Genomic DNA, 22355 nt, shown 5'->3' with positions numbered 1-22355 from the left:
TTTAGCAAGTGTAAAATTCGTTCAGTACATAAGAATTGTGTTGCCCCGGTTAAGGGGCACTGAGGTTATGCAACTGATCTACCAACACCATAAACAACATCTGGAAAGTTATGAGACTTGACTACAACTTGCCTAAGCTCTAAACTTGCGCACTTACCATCTTGAATGTGATTTTCTTTAAGAGCATCTTCTCCTATTCTTTTAACTGCACCAACAATTTCTCCATTAACTTCCTCAGGATTGATGTGCTCTCGAGGATATACAAGATTGGTACAATTTGTTTTATTATAGTAATGCACACCAAGACATAAAATTGACAATGCAATTACACTTGAAGATACAAGTAATGATAATCCTATGTTAGTAGCCAGAATGTTTTGGTAAAATGTTGTAATATTACTCATACCACCTTCTTCATAGAGTCCTAAAGGAAGCGCTACATTTGCAACAATAAAACCTGTTAGTAACGCAGTAAATAATGGTCTATCATTGATTATTGATTTTATTTTGTTAGTTCTACTAATTACTTTTTCGTCAATGTTAATGAAGTTGTTTTTCGCTTTCCAAGTATTAAACATGAAATCTGAATGAGTGTTATTGCCATATTTTAATATTACAGATTGTATGATTTTACCTTCTGGCTGATGCTTTAACACCTCATCTAAAATTCCATCCGCATTTTTTCCTTGAATTTGATGTTCTTCAGTATTTCTAAATTGTTTTATTGCACAAAATATTGGAATAATCGCAAGCAATGAAGCGAGTGCAATGACTGTTATAGTGACATATTTTGGGCTGTTTGTAAAAAATGCAATAAATTTTGCTTTGTCTTGCAAATATACTAAAGCTGCAGATGTGCCAAGTACAATAGCACTTGTTACAGGAATTACAAAACTCTTCTGCCCCATGGCATATTCCACTCTTGGCCGGATTCTGTTTGGTTTTTTACTTGAGCTGATTAAAGGAGTTTCTGAATCTGCTTTGCTGCTTTCAATGTTAGAATCGTCTTTCGGTGTAAAAGGAGTTATAAGATTATTAGTAAATTCTTTATCTAACTCATCTAATGTTTTATTAAAATCGAGACTGTAAGGGTCTTCATAGATATTTTCTTCATAAGGTGATTCTTTCAAACTTTGATTGCCTACTCCACTGTCATTACTTAAACTCTTTTTCGAAGATTTTGCATTAAAATTTATAGTTGCATAAGGAAATTCTTCTGATTCATTACCAGATGATCCTCCTAAACCTAAACTTGTGCTTCCTATTTCTGGTGGCCACAAAACGTGAGTCGGATCATCTTTTTTTATTTGTGATGGAGAAGGTGGTGGTACTTGAGTATTAGGATCAAGTAAATCTTGACTTTTTGGCGGTACAGGAGACGGTGTTTCATCTGTTCTTTGTCCTGTGTTTCTAAGTGCTGGTGTTGGTGGAATTCTTGGTGTTATCCTGCCGTTTTCATCCTTTTGTGTGTAAGAAGTTAGTGTGGCGTTACTCTCGTTTACTGATCCTGGCATATCTGCTCCAAAATTGATTACTATGTTGTGTTGATTACGCTATAGTTATTAAGATGTAGTAAATACCAATTTACGGATAATTATTAGTATAAAAATTGCCTATCAAAGATTCTTTCATCTAATGAGTAATCTTTGTCAAAAAGCAGAGTGATTGTGTTTTCATGGTCTTTTTGTATTTTTATCTGTGATATGTCATGAAACTCTTTATAATCTGATACTACAAGTGCTGGACGGTTTTTTGTGTCGTTAATGTCAATTTGTACTGTTGTGTCACTTGAGATTAATGCTCCATTCCAATGTCTTGGGTAATAGCTATTGATGGAGGTGAGTGCAAGTAAATTTGAATTTAGTGGCAAAATTGGACCGCCGGCAGAGAAGTTATATGCAGTGCTACCTGTGGGAGTAGATAATATTACTCCGTCCCCTCTAAATTTTTCTACTTTTAATTTATCATTGATAGTAATATTCATTTCTACTATTTGGTTTGCTTTTCTAAAAACATATACTTCATTTACTGCTATATAATGGTATTTGTTGCCGTTTATGTCTGTAGCTTCCATTTTTAGCAAAGTTAGCTGAGTTGAAATTGTGTGTTCTATACTATCAATACTGCCGCTAAAGCACTTATTCATCAAAAACCCAACATTCCCAGTGTTTACTCCGTACACATGTATGCCTTTATTTTCTATAACGTAATTATGCAAGGTGCGTAGCATAAAGCCATCACCGCCAACAACTATAAGTAGATCAATTTCGGATTTATTTTCCTCTGTTATGTTAATAAAGTTAAGCTTCTGTAATAGTTTAGATACTTCCTGGGACTTTGGTGACTCAGAAGCAACATATGCTATATTTCTATATTTACGCATGCTTCACTCTAAAAAAGAAGCAAAAATTTAGAAATCATCCCCATATTCCTCGCATTTCTTGTATTGCTCGAGCAACCTAGCCATTTTTCCAGTTTTGGTTTTTCTTGCTGACCCGCTTGTCAAACTTCCAGTCCATGCAGGGTGATTGTGAGGATCTATATCAAGTGTTATCGTATCGCCTTCTTCTCCATAGGTGGAATAAGTTTCAAACTTTTGACCATTTGTCATAACTACGATAATTTTATGATAATTAATTTCTGTCATTGCTAATTTGTAAATCTTTAGTCAATTAATATTCTAGTAAATTTAGTTCATTAGGTCAATCATTATCGTAAAATATTGACAAAAAATAAATAAAGTAGTATATTTAATAAAGAATAAATAATAATTATCATGATTTTTGCTTTTCCTGGTCAGGGCTCCCAGTTTGTAGGAATGGGAAGGAGTTTATATAGTGAGTTTTCCGCTGCAAGACAAGTATTTAATGAGGTAGATAATATACTAAATAGAAAGTTATCTAGTGTAATTTTTAACGGCCCTATTGAAGAATTAACCATTACGGAAAACGCTCAGCCAGCTATAATGGCAGTATCGATTGCAACGCTACGTGTTATGGAGTGTGTGTTTGGTAAATCTCTTTTCTCTGATCACAATGTTAAATATGTTTGTGGGCATTCAGTTGGTGAATATACAGCGCTATGTGCTGCAGGAGCGTTGACGCTTGAGTCTGCAGTCAAGCTACTAAAAGTTCGCAGCGAAGCAATGCATGAAGCTTCACTAAAATGTAAAGGCGGAATGGTCGCGGTGTTAGGTGCAGAGATAAGCGAAGTAGAAGATATCTTGAAATCAGTCCAAACTGATGGGGTTTGTGAAATTGCAAACGATAATGGCGGTGGACAGGTAGTGGTGAGTGGTACTTCAGAAGCCCTTGAAATGTTACCTGATTTGTTCAAAAACTCGAGTGTAAGGAAATTAATAAAATTACAGGTTAGTGGGCCTTTTCATTCATCTCTTATGAAGCCTGCTGATGAAAAAGTGTTGGAATTTTTGGAGAGTGTTAAAATAACTTGCCCTATAGTTCCTTTAATATCAAATGTTACAGCTAAAGAGGAGAGTGATCCCAAAATTATAAAAACTTTGCTTGCTAAGCAAATTATAAGCAGAGTGAGGTGGAGAGAAATGGTTTTACATATGACAAGCTGTGGCATCAATCAATTCGTTGAAATTGGCCCTAACAAAGTTTTATCTAATTTGGTCAAAAGAATTGATCAATCTATCAGTACAAAAAATATAGATAGTATTGGTGATATTGACAACTTTTCTAGTGGATCATTAGTATTAACAGCAGAAAATTTAAAAGTTAGGTTGAGTTAAAATACATCTATTTGGTGTCATCCCAGCGCCCCTTTTTTGTCACCCAAGTGCGCACTGTACAAACATTGAGATATAAAAGTAATTTGTACCAAGAAGAAAGATGTCAGCCCAGTCTGGAATCCAGAAGACTTAATTTTAACCAAGTGGCTGCATCTGGATTCCAGTGCCAAGCGCTGGAACCCCTACGTCATACCGCCGTGGTATCTCATCATAGATTCCGCTAACACGTAGCGGAATGACGGTTGTCGTTTAGCTATAAATATTTAAGAAACTTACCAAACGAAAAAAAAGGCAAAAGAAGCCCCGTGGTAGTTGGCTATTTACCATGTACTAAAATATCGGCGTTCTTTTTATTCTAAAACGCTTGATTAAGAGCGATTTAGCCACTTTTAATTTGCAGCTAACCTACATCGCAAGTGTTTAAGAAATTTACTAAGCAGGAAAAAAGACAAAGAAAACCCGCGGTAGCTAGCATTCAAATTCTCCCTTGTCAATTTGACGTTTTTTGATGTCTTGAACGCTTTATAAGCGCGTTCTAGCTTATATAGGTAAAAACCCAGAAGTTTTATAAAGACATGCGGTGCACGTAGTGCGAAAAATTAAACATGAGACGCCAAATACCCTAAGTTTTTTGTCATTAACCTGCACAGATTGCGAAGATAAATAAATAGCTTCAGTTTTATGATAATGAGATTTTGAGTATGCGGAAGTAATTTTTTGAGTTAAAGTAAAAAATTTTTTCTATATAGCTAAAGTGACTTAGGCTTACCGACAACCGCCATCCCGCTACTCGTTAGCGCCGCGGCGGTATGATGTAGGGCTATACAACTTATGTTAAAGCTACCGATATTTAAGGAGAGTAAGCAGGAGGTGGGCCATCATAAGAAGGAGCTCTTGAAGAAGTATCCAGATCTTGAAGATAGCTTCTTACTGCTCCTTCAGCTTCCTCAATACTGCCTAATTCTTTCCCATGCAGCACATGAAAAGCTAAAGCACCAGCAAAACATACAAGAGAATTAACACCAAGAATGACTAAACACCACGCTGGTAATACTGGATTAACAGCGCAATATATCAAAGCTGCCAAAGAAACAGCGCTAACCGCAAATTCTATATTCCTGAACATTTTAAGTTTATTATCCAGATAATCTATTTTTTCTTCTTTTCTAGCCGCTTTTCTACTACTACTATACCAAAAGCACATACCAATGTGTAAAGCAACACACGCAACTGCAACTACTATACCTAAAGCTAATAATTTTCTACTGTCTTCCGAGTCTTTTTTGCCATCTTCTCTGCTTTGATGGCTGTTAATATTCGTTATATTATTAATCGTAGTGTGACCACGTCCACCAAACAAAGAATTAATCCAGCATTGTAACAGTAAACAATCCCAAAAACTTAAACCGGTATTTTGTGTATGTACATGTATAACCTGAGGGTTTGTAGTTTGCCCATTTTCTTCATTACATTGACCATTTCCGTTTCCTGTATTTTGTCCATTATTTAGATTTTGGCTCCTAATAAATTCTTTATACACCTTTTCAAATTTCTCCTCACTCCAAGGGAAATGACCCAATCTAACACAAAACTCCAAAAACCGTTTAATTTCTTCACTACTAACAGAATTTTTTTTACTACTACCAGATCTTTTTATATAAGCTAACGCACACCTTTTTAAAACACTATCACTTGCTAACATAGATGTTCTCCCTAAATTAAGATTAAGATTAAATTAATAAATATTTATTCTAACAGAGTAACGCCTTCTTGTCAACTTAAGCCTAATTCAAGTATCCGTTCAGAGTGTAGCAGAAGAACTTATTCAAATAAAGTAGGTAGTAGAATATAAACATTTTATAAAGTGAAAAATGGACTTTTCAGACCACTGCTGACTCAATACCCAGTTAATATTCTTTCCACCAGTTCTTTTACTGTCGGTATGTAACCATTCTCATAAAACGGATCTTGCTTGAATTTGTACACATTGTGCCCAGAAAACATGAGCTCATTTTCAATATTGCCGTCATGTATAATGTTTTGCAGTGTTTTTTGTATGCAAAAACTACGTGGATCTGGCTTTCGTCCTGTTGAATGGTCACCATGATCTTTCCAATTGCTAAACAAACAATGACTTAAACATCCCATACAGTTGATTTGATCTTGTCTTATCTCCGCAAATTTGTCCGGTGTCACAAAAATAACAGTTGTATCTGGAGTTTTCATTACCTCTGTGTATCCTGCTTTAGTCCATGTGCTTGCCAGTTCTTTGTCTTTTGAGGTAAGGTAAATCTTCCTACCTCTTGCACCAATTGCAAATTCATTATTAAATTCTTCGCTGGCATTTTCTGAAAATTTTACTTGACGTAAGTTTCGCCCCTGCAATTCACGTATGAAGTTATTTTTTACTGCAGATGAGTAAAACCCTGTTGGGCTGAATTTATTTAAAAATACATCACCTTCTTCTAAAGTTAATAGTTTCTTTTTCCACTCTGCAGAAATTGGACTTTCTTTCGTCAAAAGCGGACGAGTGCCAAACTGAAAAGCTATTGGTCCAATTCGCAGATTGTCAAGCCAATGTTCCCAGTCTTTCAAATGCCATGCTCCTCCTGCCATAACAATTGGTGTTTCTGAAAGGCCGATCTCGTTCATGAAAGATCTAAGTTCTGCAACTCTTTCAAATGGAGCTTGTGGTAACGCCGGGTCTTCACTATTGCTTAATCCATTGTGCCCTCCAGCAAGCCATGGATCTTCGTACACTACTCCACCAAGTAAAAAAGAAGATATTTTTTGGTAAGCACGCTTCCATAATGCTTTAAAAGCGCGTGCCGATGAAATAATAGGGTAATAATAAACCTGATATTTAGCTGCAATTTCTCCAAGCCTATAAGGCATACCAGCACCGCAGGTAATACCATGAACTAAGCCCTTTGCTTTTTCTAATATGCCATGAAGCACACGTTCTGCCGCTCCCATTTCCCAAAGCACATTCATATGTACTCTTCCACTGCCTTTTGATATTTCACTCGCTATTTTTGCTTGACTAATTCCAGCCTTAATACTGTATTCAATCAATTCATTATGCTTTTCATTTCTTGTTTTTCCTTTGTAAATCAGTGGTATTAACTCACCGTTATCATCAATAAGCTTAGCATTTGCGCCAGAAAATGTGCCAACAGCATCTGCTGCAGCAAATGCTCCGCTTGACCTTCCATCACTAATCGCAATGCCTTTACCACCCTCGATGATTGGCCACACTTCTCTTCCTGAAATCACTACTTCTTTTATCTTATTTTTCAAAACTTCCTCGTAATCTTTTATTCTATTTTACTTAATTACTAAAAAAATAATAGCCGTTTATTTTCTCTTGACATCATTAGAGCCTTCGCATAGCCAAATTTGGGTTTTAAATGGACATGCAAGAAAAAGCAGCTACTGTAAATATAGCTTCGCTAATGTGTTTTTGCCATATGATTATAGGTCTAACAGGTGGAATTGGAGTAGGAAAGAGCTTTGTAGCCAATTGCTTTAAAGAGTTTGGTGCTGCTGTATTTGATGCTGATTCTGTTGTACACCAGCTTTATAGAGTGGATAAAAGCATAATAAGTTACGCAGAAGAAAATTTTCCTGGATCAGTAGTAAGTGGTGAAATGGATAGAAGAATATTGTCTAAATATTTCTTAGCCTATGATGAAAATTGGAGACAATTCCAATCTTTGGTTCATGCTGCTGTGCTGCATGAATTAGAATTTTTTATTGCTGAGGAAAAAAAAATCAACAGAAAGCTCTTAGTCTTAGATGTTCCACTCCTGCTGGAAACAAAATTTTATTTGTATTGCGACCTTATTGTTTTCGTCCATGCAGATAGCGTTGTACAAGCTCAAAGACTTAACGAACGTGACATAGATAAAGAAAAACTAAATCTAATTTCTAATGTTCAGCTATCTATTGAAGAAAAAAGGAAGATGAGTGACTTTATTATCGATACCAATGTAAGTAAAGAGTATGTTTTTTCTCAAGTAAAATATATAGTGGATTCGTTAAATCTCAGCAGTTGATTTCAATTCACAATTTGCTTCCACCAAATTACTCCGAATTTTGGTTGTATTGTTTGCAGATTTCACCGCTGAAATTTCAAACCTTGAGTTTGCATTCAAAAATGATTCGACTGACCCGCCAAAAAAATCATACCTCCACCCCTTGAATAATTTATCTATCTGCCCAGATATTGATCCAGCTAACTCATCTTTTGACGAAACTAATTTTCTTGATATGTCGTTTTCTTTACATTCGCTCTCTAAAATAATCGAGAGTATGTCGAACAAAGATCTATCATAACTGTTTAATGGAGTATAATTTTGCTGCACAAAGTCTTTCTCATTCTCATTGAAAATATCTATAAATTCCAATAAATCTTCATCTTTTATATTTTTTGCGTTCCTCTTGAGATCATCTAAAATCTCGTCAACATGCTCCACATTTTTTTCAATAAAATCAGCTACCACAGCATTATTAATTACTTTATTACGATTCATATTATAACGCTGTGCTAAGGTCTCTTGCCACTCACTAACTGCTTTAACAGTTAATATCAACCTTGGATTTGCTTCATAGTTAAATTTAATCCTCTTCCATGCATCTTTTGGATTATGCAAATACCTATTTATGTCACCCACTGATTCCATCTCTTCTTGAAACCAGTCCATCCTATTATTTTCTTTAAGTTTATTGCACAATATTTGATGTAGGTCATATAGGTGTACCACATCGCTTATTGCATAGTCTAATTGATCCTCGGATAATGGCCTTCTTAACCAGTCTGAATTTTTAGCTTTAATCTTATCTAACACTACTCCTTGATATTGCTCTACTACTTTTGAGTAACCAATAAAGTCGTGATAATAATGACAAAACATAGCAGCAACTTGGGTATCAAAAATGGGAGTGGGAATACATCTAAACACAGTGAATAAGGATTCTATGTCTTGCCGACAGCTATGAAAGACTTTCGTTATCTCTTGATTTATCATTATTTTCTTAATGAATGATAAATCAATTTCTGGTACTAGTGCATCTACAACAAAACTCTTATCTCCGTAAGAAATTTGAACTAACGACAATTTTGGATAGTAGGTTAAATTATTTCTAATAAACTCCGTGTCAACTGCTATAAATTTTGGCTTTTTCTCTATCAACTCCTCACATATATCCTCCAGATCCGACGTTGTACTAATTAGCATATATTTTTCATTTAATAATGCTATTTTATCACTTATATTAAATTTTTGCAATTAGAGTTACTACGAATGGAACTTGTTAATCATTTTTTAATATTATAAAGTGTTTGTTATATGGTGGTGAAATGTTGTGGTAGATTTTATAGACCTTTTTCAAGGAAGTAAAAATTTTATGATGTGCATGCACAACGGTTCAGGGAATGCAATGTATAATCGATGTATACCTGCTGTAAGGAAGGACCCGCCATGTATGCATGGAGAGTCTATTCAGGGTTTGTTTGAAAGTTCGTTTGAACAAGGTGTTATGACTGTTAGAGTGAACTTGGACTTAGAAACTTTAAACGTAGTGGTATATAAATCTCCTCCAACTTCTGATGAGCTTGAAGCGTTTTCACTAGCATATCAAATAGACAGATATCACATAGATGAGGATACTATAGTTTTTGATGAGAAAGAAAATACAATAAAGTTTAATATATCAAATCCTTTAAAACATAAATTTATTACATTTGAAATTTTTAAAAGATAAGTTACAGTTTTGGCTTATTTATATAAAGGCAAGACTTGACGTGACAGGCAAGAACTAATTGACAGAAAAATTGAAGTAGCAAGAATTAATCTAGTTTTATATTACTAATATGGTAAATCTCTAACAAGAACTAGATTCCAGTGCTACGACACTGGGACCTCATTTCACTCTATAATGGTGTAATCCGAGTAGCCTCCTTCTCCTGTCATCCCAGTGCGTGACACTGGTTCACTCTATAATGGCAGTACCCCTATGATGTCATTCCAGTGCTTGACACTGGTTCACTCTATAATGGTCTCATCCCAGTGCTCTTTTTTTGTCATTCCAGTCTGGGATCCAGAAAACTTAACTTTAAATAAGTGGCTGCATCTAGTCACGTGCTGAAACCCCTACGTCATACCGCTAACAAGCAGCAGTTGTCGTTTAGCTATAAAATTTAAGAAATTTACTAAATGGGAAAAAAGGCAAAAGAAGCCCTAGTCACTGTCTATTTTCTGTATTGGCGTTTTTTTAGTCTTAAACGCTGCAATTTAGCGACTTTTAAACTGCAACAGACCCTTAGCTTAAATGCTAAGAAATTTACTAAGCAGAAAAAAGGCAAAAGAAATCCCGTGTTAGATAGTACTTACTCTCTAATCCTGCAAATTGGCGTACTATACTGTCTTAAACGCTTTATAAGCGCGTTTCAGCTTATATAGGTAAAAACCTAAAAATGTTGTGAAGACATACGGTGCACATAGTGCAAAAAATTAAAAATAAGACGCCAACTACGTTATACTCCTTCGTTTAATCTGCACAGATGAAGATAACTGAATACCTTCAGTATCATGATAAGAGGGCTGGCAGAGTTTGTCAAGTAGTTTTTAGCCCCGGATAATATTCGTGCAGTTGTGTGCAACACCCATGGGTTACTCTTTGACTTAACAAAAACACATTTAATGCTTCTAATTTCTTTTTAGAGTAGTGAATATTTGATCTACATCAAAACTCATCTTAGGACGCCAAATAGAACCATTTAAATGCATATCAATATAGATTGGATTACTATGACCTAGTGGAATGAAAAAGAACCTGGATACAGAAATTAAAGAAAAGTTAGATAAGGTAAAATTAGAAGAAATTGACCCTGATGCTTGATCAATTCCAAATTGTAAACTAGTTGAACATATACCGTTTTTAATACTTGATTTTCCGCTCACACTTTCAAAAAATGTACTGCCACTATATATATCAACATGAGCAAATGTGGAAATTTCAGATTTATTTTTACTACTTAATAAATTAGCGATGAATGAATTAAAATCCACGTTAGTAAATTCTATTCCTTGTGCTTGCAAATGGATCTCCCCTGATAAATTATTAGCCCAATCATGAAAGCTTTTTCCTTGAGTTTTGATTGCACCGTTTAAGCTTATCTGACCATTTACATTGTCAATTCCTATAACTTGACCAATCCTTTTAGTGTCCAAATTTGCAATAAAAAATTTTGTATACATTGAATCTGATCTTAAATAACCCTGAAAAAACACTTGTCCATGTTCTAGTTCATAACTTATTTGTCTAACAGTAATAGTGTTATTTATCATCACCGCATCCAAATTAAAGTTCCTCAAAACATCCTGTTCAGTCTTAAATTCTGTAGCATTGATTTGCACATTTGCATCAAAGTCTTTTTTATTATCCAAAAAATCAAGCTGCTTTGTTGACCATTGAATTTGATTTATCTTACTTCTTGAATCTCTTTTTACCTCTATTAAATTTGGTAATTTAAAGATATTGCCATTAAATTTATTACCCGTGAGGTTCACATCTAATAAAGGTTTAGTATATTTTTGATCCACTAATATTTTTATATTACCGGCAATATCAAAACCTTCTCCAGATAGCTTTACCTTATCTGCAACTAGCTTACCCTTTTCTATCTTCAGCACGAAATCCAAATCTTCAATTTTCGTATCATTTAACGTAAAATCATTAGCACTGGTCTTTATATTTACATCATACTTCAGATTTTTCAGCCATTGCACTTTGGATAAACTACCGAATAATGAATAATCGTATTTATCTGCATTAAAATTATGTACACTAAATCCACCACCTATCACATTGTGTTTTTTTGTATGACTAATCCTAATTGATCCTTGCAAAAATTCTTTATCATTTAACAATCTAATGTCTGCGATAGATAATATCCTGGGTGCAAAGTGTAATTTGGAACTTAGTGTAAATTGATTCTTCTGGTTTTCTTTCATCTGTATAGAAGGAAAAAAGCATGAGACGAACGACTCGAAATCATTTCCTTCTACCAATAAATCACCATCAAATTCAGATAAGGTACCATTATTTGAGACTCTTCCTGATAAATAGGATATGTTATTGACTCCAGGAAATTTAAGAAGCGTATCAACTTTTATTTTGCCATCAGCAAATTTTAACGTGGTGCGAAAATTGTTCAACATCCTATTTTGATATTGAATGTTTGAAGCTTCCATACTAAAATTTAAGTTCAAGTTCTTTGGCACAACTTCTCTAAAACATTCTAGAAGATCCTTTATATCCGTTGTTTTTCGTGAGTCATTTTGTATGGAATCTAAGTCAACTTTACTGAAGCCAATGTTGACGTCAGTGTGATTATTTTTTCTATCATTTTGTATTGTACCGCTGGCTTGCATGCTTTTGGAATCAATTTTCAAGTCAGTTACCGTAAATTCATTTTCATTGAGGTTGATATTAGATGATATCTCGATATTTTCACTAGGGATGGCATAAGCAAGAAAGCTAAGATTAATAATTTTTGCTAAATCACTTACAAAATCAGAACTATTATTAATCGTTAGCGTTAACTTACCCTGAAGTTCTTCTTGATTTTTATTACCTGTAAATAGCAAATTTATAAAATTTGATTCGACGTTAATGTGTACATTCTTTTTTGTGATGTTAACCTTTCCTGAAAAATCATAGTTATTATCACCTACCTTCACTTCGCCAGAAAATTGCCTATTTTTCTTTATAGCAACCTCTTTTATGTTAACAATATTGCCATAATCAGTGAAATTATTGTTTAAACTTACTTGGCTGTCTTTTATTACTATATCAACTATGTTACTACTGGCTTTTGCATTTATAATATTAATAAAATTTTCTTTATTGCTTTTCATCCCAAGCAATGTAATTGACTTTGGTTGTAGCGAAAATAAAAACAACGATAGAAGAGACGGCCTTACTTCAATTTTATTTACGCCAATCAAATCTGATACCTTTTGCTCTTTATTTTTGTTGCATTGTATGTACACATTATGAATATTGAGCTTTGGAGTAATTAGTGAAACTGTGACTTTCCCTCCAATATGTACTTTAGCGTTGTACGTCTTTTCTAATTCTTGCACAATATATTCCTTGTAGCTATTCCAGTCCTTAAAAGTTGCAGCAACGTGCAGAAGGGTTAATACCAAAGAAATTGATAATATTGTGTATATAGAAAATCTCATAGTAGTGTTATTTAAGTAGCTGACACTGGAATACAGTAAGTTATGGCCAAAATTTTCCAGGTTGTACAATCAATAGATCTTCTGGATCCCAGTGTCAAGCACTGGGATGACAGGAATGGGTACTGAGATGATAAAAATGGATGCTGGGATGATAGCTGGAATGACATATAGCAATACAAAGGATTTAATTTATACATGTTTTAGATTACCCATAAACATTAGATAAAGAGTACCAAAATAAACAACAATACTTAAAGCTATTAAAGCTACTAAATAAACAACACGAATAAACATTTTATCGAGAAATAATTCTGCTGATAAGGAACTAGAAACATAAAGAGCTATTGACATAACCACCGTTGCAACAAGAATTTTTACAATATTTAATAGTAATACTTGGCTAACCTTATACATTTTATTTATTGTTAAGTAATTAATCAATAGAATAGAATTTATCCAAGTGGAAATAGAAGTAGCGATAGCGATTCCCGTATGTTGATACTTGTTTATTAATAGGAGGTTTAGCACTACATTAATTCCAAGACACACTAGTGAGAATATAGTTGGTATTTTTAGATTGCCTTTAGCAAAAAACGTGGGTAGCAATACTTTATTTATAACAAATGCAGGTAAAGAAAGAGAAAATGCTATTAACGTGGGAACAGTTTGCTGCACTGCATAGTGATCAAACTTACCATAAGAAAAAAGCGTAAATAAAATTGCGTCGGGAATAATAATAAAGGCAGCAGTTGTCGGCATAATTAACATTAATCCTATGTTAAGAGCTCTGTTCTGTATTTTAATTATATTTTCAGTATCATTTGCTTGTTTTGAGATTAAAGGAAGAAGCACTGTACCAATTGCAGTACCGATTACTCCCTGCGGTAGTTGATTTAATCTATCGGCATAATATATATAAGACACCGCATTTGGTATAAAACTTGCCATAATTGTATCAATCCATAAGCTTATTTGAGTTACACAGTTGTTGATAATTGCTGGTATCACACGCTTAAAAAACAACTTTACTTCATTACTCAATTTCATGCTAAAAAAAAAGACAGCCTTTAATTTGTACGCGCTAAACAGCATCAACAACAACTGCAAACTCCCTCCGATCAGAACGGCTATAGAAAGGTTGTGCGCTGGAGTTTTAATGTAAGGCACAAACAAACTAATAATTAAACAGAGATTCAAAATAATTGGTGCAATAGCTGTTGAAGCAAAATGCTGCTTTACTTGCAACATTCCCCCAATAAGTGATGCAATTGAAACAAAGATTATATAAGGCATCATAATTCTTGATAAGGTCACAGTAAGAGTAAACTTGCTTTGGTCAAATCCAGGAGTAAATACTTGAATCATATAAGGAAAGAAAATTTGCATGATAAGGCAAAAGATTATTAAAATAATAAGCGTAATGGATATTACACTACTTGCGAAATTAAATGCTCTTTTATTATCACATGATTCTGCTGAATATAATGGTATAAAAGAGATAGTAAATGCCCCCTCTGCAAAAAACGCTCGAAATAGATTAGCAAAGCGAAACGAAGAAAAAAATACATCTGCAAGAGAAGTTGCACCAATAACTGTAGCAATTAGCACATCTCTTATTAACCCTGAGATTCTTGAAATAGCTGTAAAAAAACTAAATGTGAAGATACTTTTAAACATTGCTATTTACCACTACTTCAGATCACATTCAGTGTCAATATAATTAACTATAACAGCAAAAACATGAATAAAAGTATTTCAGTAAGTTCTACTTGAAAGGAATTTATCTTCTGAGTTTGTAGATTCTTTTGAAAAATGACTTTTTGTGCTGCATCGGATAAGATGAATGGTAATAGATTAAACGAAAGAATAATGTAAAAAGAACAGATTTGGTTAATGGTTTTATACTATTGGCAAAACTCCATATCCATATGCTAAATGTAAAACTTAAAAGCCCAGTTAGTACAGACACTGTGGTTGATTCCTTGATCAGTACCCGAAACAGCGAAATAGCGGATAAAAATATAGGAAGAGATAAAAAATGCTTAAATTTTTCCATCCACTTACCAGGTTTTGGTAAGAATTTAAGTATGTTAGGAAAAAACGATATAATTAAATATGGAAATGAAATGCCAAAGCCAAGAAATAAGAAAATGCCAATAGAAACAAACATTGATGACTGAGTAAGAGCAAAACCTATGACTGGTGCCATAAAAGGTGTAATACAAGGAGTTGCAACTAGTGTTGCAAGCATTCCAACAAAAAAACTACTGTTAGCTTTACCTGAGTGAGAAAAAAGTATAAGAGGGACGTCATATAAGCCACAAAAACATAAGCCTATTGCAAACATTACATATAATAATACTAGTACAAAAGCAGGAGGTTGCATATGAAAACCCCAACCTACTACATAACCTATATTACGTAACATTAATAACGTGAGGGACAATATTAACATACTGGTCAATACTCCGAGAGCGTAAGTTATGCCATTTAATCTCAGTTTAAATGAGTTGCTAATATCATTGATTATTGTTACTGCTTTGAGAGAAAGAATAGGAAGAACACAAGGCATAAAGTTGAGTATTACACCACCAATAAACGCAAATGCTAAGTTTATTAAAAACTCCATGATTTTGTACATAACGGAAACTAAAGTATAGTCTAGAGTAAAGCAACTGGCTTAAATAATCAATTGACTTTTAGCGCTGATATGTTAGAAACTTTATACTTTGGCGGGCGTAGCTCAGTTGGTAGAGCGTCAGTTTGTGGTACTGAATGTCGCCAGTTCGATCCTGGTCGCTCGCCCCATTAAAATTGTTTGCTTTATAGAAATATGAACGACATTCTTGCATAACCATTGCTTACATCAATAGCCTACTCCTCTTTGTCATTCTAGCGCGTACTGTACAACCATTGAAATATAAAATAATTTGTACCAAGAAGAAAGATGTCATGCAAGTAGCTGACACTGGTTTCTTTATGACGGTGTTATCCAAGTAGCCCTTCGTTGTCATCCCAGTAGCCCCTATAATGTCATCCCAGTGCCTCCTTCTCGTGTCATCCCAGTGCTCTTTTTTTGTCATCCCAGTGCGTGACACTGGGATCTATAGCTAACCAAGCAAGCTACGTCATACCGCCGCGGCGCTAACGCGTAGCGGGTCATACCGTCATGGTATCTCTAGATCCTGCTAACAAGCAGCGGAATGACGGTTGTCGTTTTGGATCTGGTAGGCCAAGATCACAATGTTCGTATAGCTGCAACCCTAGAGGTACTGTTTCTCATCCACTGCAAATATTGTACCATGCTGTCCACTTGATCGTCATGGCGAATTTCTGGGTAAGGTCAACTTGTCATATCATCCCCCAATCCATCACATTCGCTAATAAGTGACTCGTAAGAACTCTTGACATCTTGTATAATTTGATCTTTTTCTTTTGTTGAATAAAAGTTCCTGTGATTTACATAACACGTGGTGCCTTTGTATTTTAATTCAAACCACAAATAATATTCTTCGTATTCATCTACACCTTTTTGTTCATAAATGGCTTTATGGGTTTTTTCTTTCTGTTCAAGTATGACTTTGTGGTTTTTTTCTTCTATCTCTAGTCCAATAGCATTTGCCATTAATTGAGAATGTATGCGGTCTAGTTCTTTTACTTTTGCCGTGGAAAGCCCAGTAAATTGAAACACATGACCGAATTCATGGGATAAAACGTTGTCCATGTAAGCATTTTTATAGAGCAATACGCTTTTTCCATCTGTCACCCCAGCGGAACTATTGATCATATTTTGATTCCTTAAAAATCCAGGAACCAAAGTGCCATATTGCCTATAATCATCTCCATTATTGAAAATATAGGTATCCACAGTCACTTGAGTATCACTATTTATACAAAATTTTGCTTTATATGCCTCATAAGCATTTTGAATATCAAGCTTTATTTGCTCTTGCTCCCGTTGCGATACGTTGTCATAATGTACTATGACATTCAACTTTTCATATTCAAAATTAAATTGATTAGGTAATACATCCCGAATCCCGATATGTGTTGCATACTCATCACCAAAATCTTTTGGTTTTGCAGTTTTATATAAATTATTATTGTATGTAATAGAGTTTCCATAAGGTAACTTAGGTATCTGTGCAATCATTCTTCCATAGTCGTCATAGAAGGAAATATCAGCATCACCAATCTTAAAATTTTGTATAGATTGCCCGCAAGTGCCATCATTTGCACAATCGTGAAGATTTCTTGCTCCCTTCATCCTCACGCCTCACTATTAAATCTTTGCTATATTTATTATTCTAGTAAAAATCATAATAATCCATTAAGTTATGTTTCAGACTTATGAACTACTTGCAATTAGCCATGGTGTCATTAGACCTCTTGCATAACCTAAAAAAAGGCAAAAGAAGCCCCGTGGTGCGAGTTTTGACCCTATAATACTTTAAACTGGCGCTGTAATAATGTGCTGACGCTTAGTATAAGCGCGATTTGGCTGAATGTAGAAAAAATTTAAAAGACATGCAGCCGCCATAATTTTATGTAATCCGCCAAAAAATACCCTGAGTTTTTTACTGAATTTTGTCATTGAGCCTGCAGGTCAAAAACAAGTTTTGAGTCAGAAATACCCTTAATGCCATAATAAGGGTGCTGGCGGAGTTTGTCAAGGAATTTTAATAGAGCCATTGGTAAACAAAAAAATTAATCTTACTAACAGCCGTTCAATAATTTATTAGACATACACCTGCTTTCTAGCCCACACTAAAATTACCGTAAAAACTGAATTTCAAAAGGGGCTAGTAAATAAAATGCTTGTACTTTACCTATGCTAAAGTAAAATTAAGCTTTACTCAATGGTTTTTATGCTTGATGAAATGCACGAAGAGTGTGGAGTATTTGGTATAAGCTGCAATAAAGATGCTGCTTTTGACTCTATACTAGGTCTTCATGCTTTGCAGCATAGAGGGCAAGAATCCTTTGGTGTAGCAACAAGTAACAACGGTAAGCTGCACTCTTATCACTTTCAAGGTCAAGTGAGCAGCGTGCTTGATGATATAGATGAAATAAAGAAATCCTTACCTGGAGGCTATGCAATAGGCCATGTTCGATACTCAACGAGTGGCAGTAAATCTGGAACGCAGCCTATGCTTGGCAAAAGTGACAAATTTGGGGATTTTGCTATAGCACATAATGGTAATTTAATTAATATTTCTCCAATACGCGAGCAGTTAATTAAACAAGGATGTGTTTTTCAGTCAGATATTGATACAGAAGTGGTAGTACGTTTGATAGAAGCCAATGCGAAAAATAGCTTTCTAGAGAGTTTTATATATGCATTAAAGCAAATACAAGGCGCTTATTCTTTTGTAGCAATCAATCAAGAAGTAGTTATTGGAGTACGCGACTCAGCAGGAATCAGACCTCTTGTTTTAGGAAAGTTAAATGGTTCTTACGTACTTGCATCTGAGACTTGTGCTCTTGATATAGTAAATGCAGAGTTTGTTAGAGAAATAGAACCAGGTGAACTAGTTACTATTGATCGAAATGGTAACCTAGCTTCAGCATTTCCTTTTTTACAGCAAAAATCAAGCTTTTGTATTTTTGAATATGTGTATTTTTCAAGACCAGATAGCATAATGGGGAATAGGTCTATATATGATGTAAGAAAAGAAATAGGAAGAACGCTTGCAGAAGAAAGTCCACCAAAAAACAATGTGGATATGATTGTACCAATACCTGATTCTGGAATACCTGCAGCTATTGGATATGCAGAACATTCAGGGTTACCTATGGAACTGGGAATCATTCGTAATCACTATATAGGAAGAACTTTTATACAACCAACCGCTGAAGTACGTAAAGTTAGAATAAAATTAAAATTCAATGCTAATAAGCACGTTTTAAAGGGTAAAAACATAGTTTTGATAGATGACAGTATAGTACGTGGTAGTACACTCAGAAGCATAATAGTTATGCTAAAAGATGCAGGAGTAAAAGAAATTTACCTAAAAATTTCAAGCCCGCCAATTAAGTATTCTTGTTTTTATGGAATTGACACACCAGAGTGCAAGGATTTAATTGCTGCAAATAAATCTGTAGAGGAAATTAAGGAAGTTATAGGAGTAAATAGCCTAGCCTTCTTGAGTATTGATGGACTGTATCAGGCTGTTAAGAGAGAGAAGCGCAATAACATAGCGCCGCAATATTGCGATGCTTGTTTCACTGGTGATTATCCAATTGGCAAATAATCTACGCAAGTTCACCGGAACTCAGTTTATAAAATCTTAAACCGCCAAAATTTCTCTTGACCTTTACTAATTCCAATTCTTGGAGTGCAAACATAATCCGGTTTGAGATGAGATTCATAAACACAAAATTCGTGGTCTATAGTGAGATCTTGTTTATTATGTTCTTTTGTAATATTTAATTTTTTGCACAATATTCCTGGCCCGCCTAAATTTTCTTCAAGCGGTTCGATGAGCTTTAATCCCCGTATTAACACTGCTGCTGGGAACCCTTCTGCTTCCGTTACAATATTTAAACAGTAATACATTCCATATATAAAGTACACATATGAAAACCCCGGCATACCAAACATTACTGAGGTTCGATTAGTATAGCCTCTTGCTGCATGACAAGCTGGGTCATTCATTCCTATATAAGCCTCAACTTCAGTTATCGTTCCACTAAAGTTAGAAAATTTTAGCGTTTTTCCTAGTAACTCCCCAGCTACAATTAAAGTCGGTCGCTTGTAGAAATTTCTTGATAGTATTGTGCTACCCATTTTTTATTTTTGTTCTGAGGTTCTATATAGAATTCAGTTTAAGAATTTCTGGATCCCAGTGTCAAGCACTGGGATGACAAGAAGGGGAGCTACTTGAATGACAAGAAAATGGTACTGGCATAATAAGAAAGAAACACTGAGATGGTGAAAGAGAGAATATACGCAAGCAGCACTCATAGGGTGTCATTCCAGCGCGTGACGCTGGAATCCAGTTTTTTCCTATTACCACAAACCATAGCTTAATTAGTTAGAATAGCATAACTAGCGAATACGAAATGGAGAAGTTTTAATTTGAACTACAGTTTCAGTGCTATTTAACATATATGCTTTTATACACAAAAATGCCAGTATATGATATTATGCCGATCAATATATAATTGAATTATGGTAAAAAAGCTCTCTAATATTAAAGGCTCAAATATTCCTTTGCTTGATCAGTTAGAACGCGTCCTCTTGGTGTGCGCTTTACAAAACTGATTTTGATTAAATAAGGTTCTACTGTTTCTTCAATATTGCCAACATCCTCAGATAGCGCGATAGATATAGTATCAATGCCAACAGGTCCTGAAGTATTGAACAAAAATTTTAGATAACACATATCAAGTTTATTAAGCCCCATTTTATCTATGCCCAATTTTGATAGTGCAGAGTTGGCAACTTCATAGGTAATTTTTTTATCATCTTTCACTTCAACAAAATCCCTTATTCTTCTAAGTAACCTCAAAGCAATCCTTGGAGTACCGCGCGCACGGCAGGCAATTTCCCGTGCAGCATCCTCTTTAATTTCAGCAGAAAGAACTCTTGCGCCTCTTTTTATAATATTAACCAATTCCTCAAAAGAATAAAACTCAAGATGTAAAGGAATGCCAAAACGATCCCTCAGCGGCGCAGAAAGTAGTCCAAGCCGTGTTGTTGCACCAATCAGCGTAAAAGGTGGTAAATCTATCCTTAAGGTGCGAGTAGATGGGCCTTCGCCTACTAATATGTCCAGACAAAAATCTTCCATGGCGGTATATAAAACTTCTTCAATGCTACGGTTTAATCTATGAATTTCGTCAATAAATAAGACATCTTTTGCATTTAAAGTGGTAAGCACTGCAGCTAAGTCCCCAGCTTTACTAAGCAGTGGACCAGAAGTTGCACGAAAGCTGACTCTTAATTCCTTAGAGACAATTTGTGCTAAAGTTGTTTTACCAAGTCCTGGAGGACCATACAATAAAACGTGATCTAAGGCTTCAGTTCTCGTTTGGGCAGCATTTATAAACACTTTTAAATTTTGTATTAAGTCTTTTTGCCCGACAAAATCATCAAGTTGCTCAGGCCTGATGTTGATATTGCGCACATCTTCAGCATATTCTTTACCGCACGATATTGATTTCATAATGTTGAAAGCTCCTTAAGCGCCATACGAATAATATCCTTAGTGTCCAGGTTTGGGTTGTATTTTTTTATAGTATCATAAGCTTTCATTTTTTCATATCCAAGATTGATCAATGCTGAAAGGGCATCTTCATTAATTGGATTAAAGTTATTGTTATTTATTTCTAATTTACTCACTTTGCCACTTAATTCAGTGATGATTCGATTTATGAGTTTCAGGCCAAGTCCACTCATCTTGAGTGTTACTTTATCCTCATTCATAATTGCCAAAAACAACTGTTCTGGAGTTAATTTACTCAAAATTGACATTGCAGTCTTATAACTGACCCCATTCACTTTAACAAGCAAGCGCAAGCATAATTGCTCTTCTTTATTGATAAAACCATAAAGCTGGGCAGTATTTTCTCTACTGTTTGCATAAGTTTCAATAAGTAACTTGATTTCACTCCCAGTGGAGCATACATTTAGAGCTTTGGCTGAAAGGTACACTATATAGCCAACATCATTTACATTCAGGATTATGTGATCGCTGTGAATTTCATCAACTATTCCGCTTAGATTTCCTATCATTTTTAGTACTATATAAAGTCCAGTTTAAAAACTCTCAGATCCCAGGTCAACTGCAGAATTCACATTTCCTGTTTCTGTAAAGGCCAAGCCCACATCTGCACGAACATTTGTTTGCAAAGGCAGTGTGTATAGCAGGTTTTGCCTAAAACACAAAGTGTCATTTCAGTGCTCTTTTTTTTATCATCCAAGCGCCCCTATGATGTCATTCCAGCGCTCTTTTTTTTGTCATCCAAGTAGCCGACACTGGTTCACTCTATAATGTAGTGCCTCCTTCTCGTGTCATTCCAGTGCCCCTTCCTTTTGTCATCCCAGTGCGTGACACTGGGATCTATAGCTAACCAAGCAAGCTACGTCATACCGCCGCGGCGCTAACGCGTAGCGGGTCATCCCGTCATGGTATCTCTAGATCCCGCTAACAAGCAGCGGAATATCGGCAAACCCTACGTCATACCGCCGCGGTATCTCTAGATCCTGCTAACAAGCAGCGGTTGTCGTTTAGCTATAAAATTTAAGAAAATATTTAAGAAATTTACCAAACGAAAAAAAGGCAAAAGAAGCCCTAGTCACTGTCTACTTTCAGTATTGGCGTTTTTTAAGCCTTAAA

At 35.0% G+C, this 22355-nt stretch carries 19 protein-coding genes and 1 tRNA gene; 6 read left to right on the top strand and 14 right to left on the bottom strand.

The window, feature by feature from the left end; genetic code table 11:
- Positions 1-65 precede the first annotated feature (65 nt).
- From ACICP6_RS00525 to rpmE, 3 genes are all read right to left on the bottom strand, one after another.
- Entirely contained in the window at positions 66-1514 is a 1449-nt protein-coding gene (locus tag ACICP6_RS00525) for a hypothetical protein (protein WP_395463189.1), read from the bottom strand.
- Positions 1515-1597: 83 nt separating this feature from the next.
- Positions 1598-2383, bottom strand: a complete 786-nt coding sequence (locus tag ACICP6_RS00520; protein ID WP_395463188.1) for an NAD kinase — start codon at positions 2381-2383, stop codon at positions 1598-1600.
- 27 nt (positions 2384-2410) lie between these two features.
- Entirely contained in the window at positions 2411-2647 is a 237-nt protein-coding gene (rpmE, locus tag ACICP6_RS00515) for a 50S ribosomal protein L31 (RefSeq protein ID WP_395463187.1), read from the bottom strand.
- 129 nt (positions 2648-2776) lie between these two features.
- On the opposite strand from rpmE, the gene fabD reads away from it, so the two are divergent.
- Complete coding sequence (gene fabD, locus ACICP6_RS00510) at positions 2777-3757, top strand: ACP S-malonyltransferase (protein WP_395463186.1); 981 nt, start codon at positions 2777-2779, stop codon at positions 3755-3757.
- A gap of 850 nt (positions 3758-4607) precedes the next feature.
- Here fabD and ACICP6_RS00505 read toward each other — a convergent pair.
- Entirely contained in the window at positions 4608-5459 is an 852-nt protein-coding gene (locus tag ACICP6_RS00505; protein WP_395463185.1) for a hypothetical protein, read from the bottom strand.
- A 194-nt stretch (positions 5460-5653) separates the two neighbouring features.
- Positions 5654-7057, bottom strand: coding sequence for an NAD(P)H-dependent flavin oxidoreductase (locus ACICP6_RS00500; RefSeq protein ID WP_395463184.1), 1404 nt, complete (start codon positions 7055-7057; stop codon positions 5654-5656).
- A 170-nt stretch (positions 7058-7227) separates the two neighbouring features.
- Here ACICP6_RS00500 and coaE point away from each other — a divergent pair, with 170 nt between their 5' ends.
- The gene (gene coaE / locus ACICP6_RS00495) at positions 7228-7815 is read left to right on the top strand and encodes a dephospho-CoA kinase (RefSeq protein ID WP_395463620.1); all 588 of its coding nucleotides are present in this window, start codon (positions 7228-7230) and stop codon (positions 7813-7815) included.
- Here coaE and ACICP6_RS00490 read toward each other — a convergent pair.
- The gene (locus ACICP6_RS00490; RefSeq protein WP_395463619.1) at positions 7798-8997 is read right to left on the bottom strand and encodes a ribonuclease D; all 1200 of its coding nucleotides are present in this window, start codon (positions 8995-8997) and stop codon (positions 7798-7800) included. The genes coaE and ACICP6_RS00490 overlap by 18 nt on opposite strands.
- A 127-nt stretch (positions 8998-9124) precedes the next feature.
- Here ACICP6_RS00490 and ACICP6_RS00485 point away from each other — a divergent pair, with 127 nt between their 5' ends.
- Positions 9125-9523 (top strand): hypothetical protein, encoded by a 399-nt coding sequence (locus ACICP6_RS00485; RefSeq protein ID WP_395463183.1) that lies wholly within the window; start codon positions 9125-9127, stop codon positions 9521-9523.
- 944 nt (positions 9524-10467) lie between these two features.
- Here ACICP6_RS00485 and ACICP6_RS00480 read toward each other — a convergent pair.
- The 3 genes from ACICP6_RS00480 to ACICP6_RS00470 all read right to left on the bottom strand — a co-directional run bounded on the left by ACICP6_RS00480 (position 10468) and on the right by ACICP6_RS00470 (position 15565).
- Positions 10468-13011 (bottom strand): AsmA-like C-terminal region-containing protein, encoded by a 2544-nt coding sequence (locus tag ACICP6_RS00480; RefSeq protein WP_395463182.1) that lies wholly within the window; start codon positions 13009-13011, stop codon positions 10468-10470.
- A gap of 189 nt (positions 13012-13200) precedes the next feature.
- Positions 13201-14688 (bottom strand): murein biosynthesis integral membrane protein MurJ, encoded by a 1488-nt coding sequence (murJ, locus tag ACICP6_RS00475; protein ID WP_395463181.1) that lies wholly within the window; start codon positions 14686-14688, stop codon positions 13201-13203.
- A 103-nt stretch (positions 14689-14791) separates the two neighbouring features.
- On the bottom strand, positions 14792-15565 hold the full coding sequence (locus ACICP6_RS00470; protein ID WP_395463618.1) for a cytochrome c biogenesis protein CcdA: 774 nt from the start codon (positions 15563-15565) through the stop codon (positions 14792-14794).
- Here ACICP6_RS00470 and ACICP6_RS00465 point away from each other — a divergent pair.
- Together ACICP6_RS00465 and ACICP6_RS00460 are read left to right on the top strand one after the other, a co-directional pair.
- Positions 15495-15671 carry a hypothetical protein gene (locus tag ACICP6_RS00465; RefSeq protein ID WP_395463690.1) on the top strand — a complete coding sequence of 59 codons (177 nt, stop codon included), beginning with the start codon at positions 15495-15497 and terminating at the stop codon, positions 15669-15671. The two genes, ACICP6_RS00470 and ACICP6_RS00465, sit on opposite strands and share 71 nt — an antisense overlap.
- Positions 15672-15743: 72 nt before the next feature.
- A tRNA-His gene (locus tag ACICP6_RS00460) sits at positions 15744-15819 on the top strand.
- 53 nt (positions 15820-15872) lie between these two features.
- Here the strand turns inward: ACICP6_RS00460 and ACICP6_RS00455 are convergent.
- The gene (locus ACICP6_RS00455; RefSeq protein ID WP_395463180.1) at positions 15873-16094 is read right to left on the bottom strand and encodes a WPE palindromic element domain-containing protein; all 222 of its coding nucleotides are present in this window, start codon (positions 16092-16094) and stop codon (positions 15873-15875) included.
- A 260-nt stretch (positions 16095-16354) separates the two neighbouring features.
- The gene (locus ACICP6_RS00450) at positions 16355-17278 is read right to left on the bottom strand and encodes a hypothetical protein (RefSeq protein WP_395463179.1); all 924 of its coding nucleotides are present in this window, start codon (positions 17276-17278) and stop codon (positions 16355-16357) included.
- Positions 17279-17879: 601 nt separating this feature from the next.
- Here ACICP6_RS00450 and purF point away from each other — a divergent pair.
- Complete coding sequence (purF, locus tag ACICP6_RS00445) at positions 17880-19265, top strand: amidophosphoribosyltransferase (RefSeq protein WP_395463178.1); 1386 nt, start codon at positions 17880-17882, stop codon at positions 19263-19265.
- A gap of 26 nt (positions 19266-19291) precedes the next feature.
- On the opposite strand, the gene ACICP6_RS00440 is transcribed toward purF, so the two are convergent.
- The 3 genes from ACICP6_RS00440 to ruvA all read right to left on the bottom strand — a co-directional run bounded on the left by ACICP6_RS00440 (position 19292) and on the right by ruvA (position 21751).
- Positions 19292-19801 (bottom strand): DNA-3-methyladenine glycosylase, encoded by a 510-nt coding sequence (locus tag ACICP6_RS00440; RefSeq protein WP_395463177.1) that lies wholly within the window; start codon positions 19799-19801, stop codon positions 19292-19294.
- A gap of 406 nt (positions 19802-20207) precedes the next feature.
- Complete coding sequence (gene ruvB / locus ACICP6_RS00435) at positions 20208-21182, bottom strand: Holliday junction branch migration DNA helicase RuvB (protein WP_395463176.1); 975 nt, start codon at positions 21180-21182, stop codon at positions 20208-20210.
- Complete coding sequence (ruvA, locus tag ACICP6_RS00430) at positions 21179-21751, bottom strand: Holliday junction branch migration protein RuvA (RefSeq protein ID WP_395463175.1); 573 nt, start codon at positions 21749-21751, stop codon at positions 21179-21181. Before ruvA ends, ruvB begins: the two co-directional genes overlap by 4 nt.
- Between the last annotated feature and the right edge of the window lie 604 nt (positions 21752-22355).

The sequence above is a fragment of the Wolbachia endosymbiont of Cantharis cryptica genome (assembly GCF_964277405.1).
Lineage (GTDB): Bacteria > Pseudomonadota > Alphaproteobacteria > Rickettsiales > Anaplasmataceae > Wolbachia.
This window is presented reverse-complemented; position numbering and strand designations above follow the sequence as displayed.

What these genes read in the sequence shown, in the direction of transcription:
- ACICP6_RS00440 (WP_395463177.1), bottom strand. Translation starts at nt 19,801, where the DNA reads ATGGGTAGCACAATACTATCAAGAAATTTCTACAAGCGACCGACTTTA.
- ACICP6_RS00505 (WP_395463185.1), bottom strand. Translation starts at nt 5,459, where the DNA reads ATGTTAGCAAGTGATAGTGTTTTAAAAAGGTGTGCGTTAGCTTATATA.
- ACICP6_RS00520 (WP_395463188.1), bottom strand. Translation starts at nt 2,383, where the DNA reads ATGCGTAAATATAGAAATATAGCATATGTTGCTTCTGAGTCACCAAAG.
- ruvB (WP_395463176.1), bottom strand. Translation starts at nt 21,182, where the DNA reads ATGAAATCAATATCGTGCGGTAAAGAATATGCTGAAGATGTGCGCAAT.
- ruvA (WP_395463175.1), bottom strand. Translation starts at nt 21,751, where the DNA reads ATGATAGGAAATCTAAGCGGAATAGTTGATGAAATTCACAGCGATCAC.
- murJ (WP_395463181.1), bottom strand. Translation starts at nt 14,688, where the DNA reads ATGTTTAAAAGTATCTTCACATTTAGTTTTTTTACAGCTATTTCAAGA.
- ACICP6_RS00480 (WP_395463182.1), bottom strand. Translation starts at nt 13,011, where the DNA reads ATGAGATTTTCTATATACACAATATTATCAATTTCTTTGGTATTAACC.
- rpmE (WP_395463187.1), bottom strand. Translation starts at nt 2,647, where the DNA reads ATGACAGAAATTAATTATCATAAAATTATCGTAGTTATGACAAATGGT.
- ACICP6_RS00525 (WP_395463189.1), bottom strand. Translation starts at nt 1,514, where the DNA reads ATGCCAGGATCAGTAAACGAGAGTAACGCCACACTAACTTCTTACACA.
- coaE (WP_395463620.1), top strand. Translation starts at nt 7,228, where the DNA reads ATGATTATAGGTCTAACAGGTGGAATTGGAGTAGGAAAGAGCTTTGTA.
- purF (WP_395463178.1), top strand. Translation starts at nt 17,880, where the DNA reads ATGCTTGATGAAATGCACGAAGAGTGTGGAGTATTTGGTATAAGCTGC.
- ACICP6_RS00455 (WP_395463180.1), bottom strand. Translation starts at nt 16,094, where the DNA reads ATGACAAAAAAAGAGCACTGGGATGACACGAGAAGGAGGCACTGGGAT.
- ACICP6_RS00450 (WP_395463179.1), bottom strand. Translation starts at nt 17,278, where the DNA reads ATGAAGGGAGCAAGAAATCTTCACGATTGTGCAAATGATGGCACTTGC.
- ACICP6_RS00490 (WP_395463619.1), bottom strand. Translation starts at nt 8,997, where the DNA reads ATGCTAATTAGTACAACGTCGGATCTGGAGGATATATGTGAGGAGTTG.
- fabD (WP_395463186.1), top strand. Translation starts at nt 2,777, where the DNA reads ATGATTTTTGCTTTTCCTGGTCAGGGCTCCCAGTTTGTAGGAATGGGA.
- ACICP6_RS00465 (WP_395463690.1), top strand. Translation starts at nt 15,495, where the DNA reads ATGCCATTTAATCTCAGTTTAAATGAGTTGCTAATATCATTGATTATT.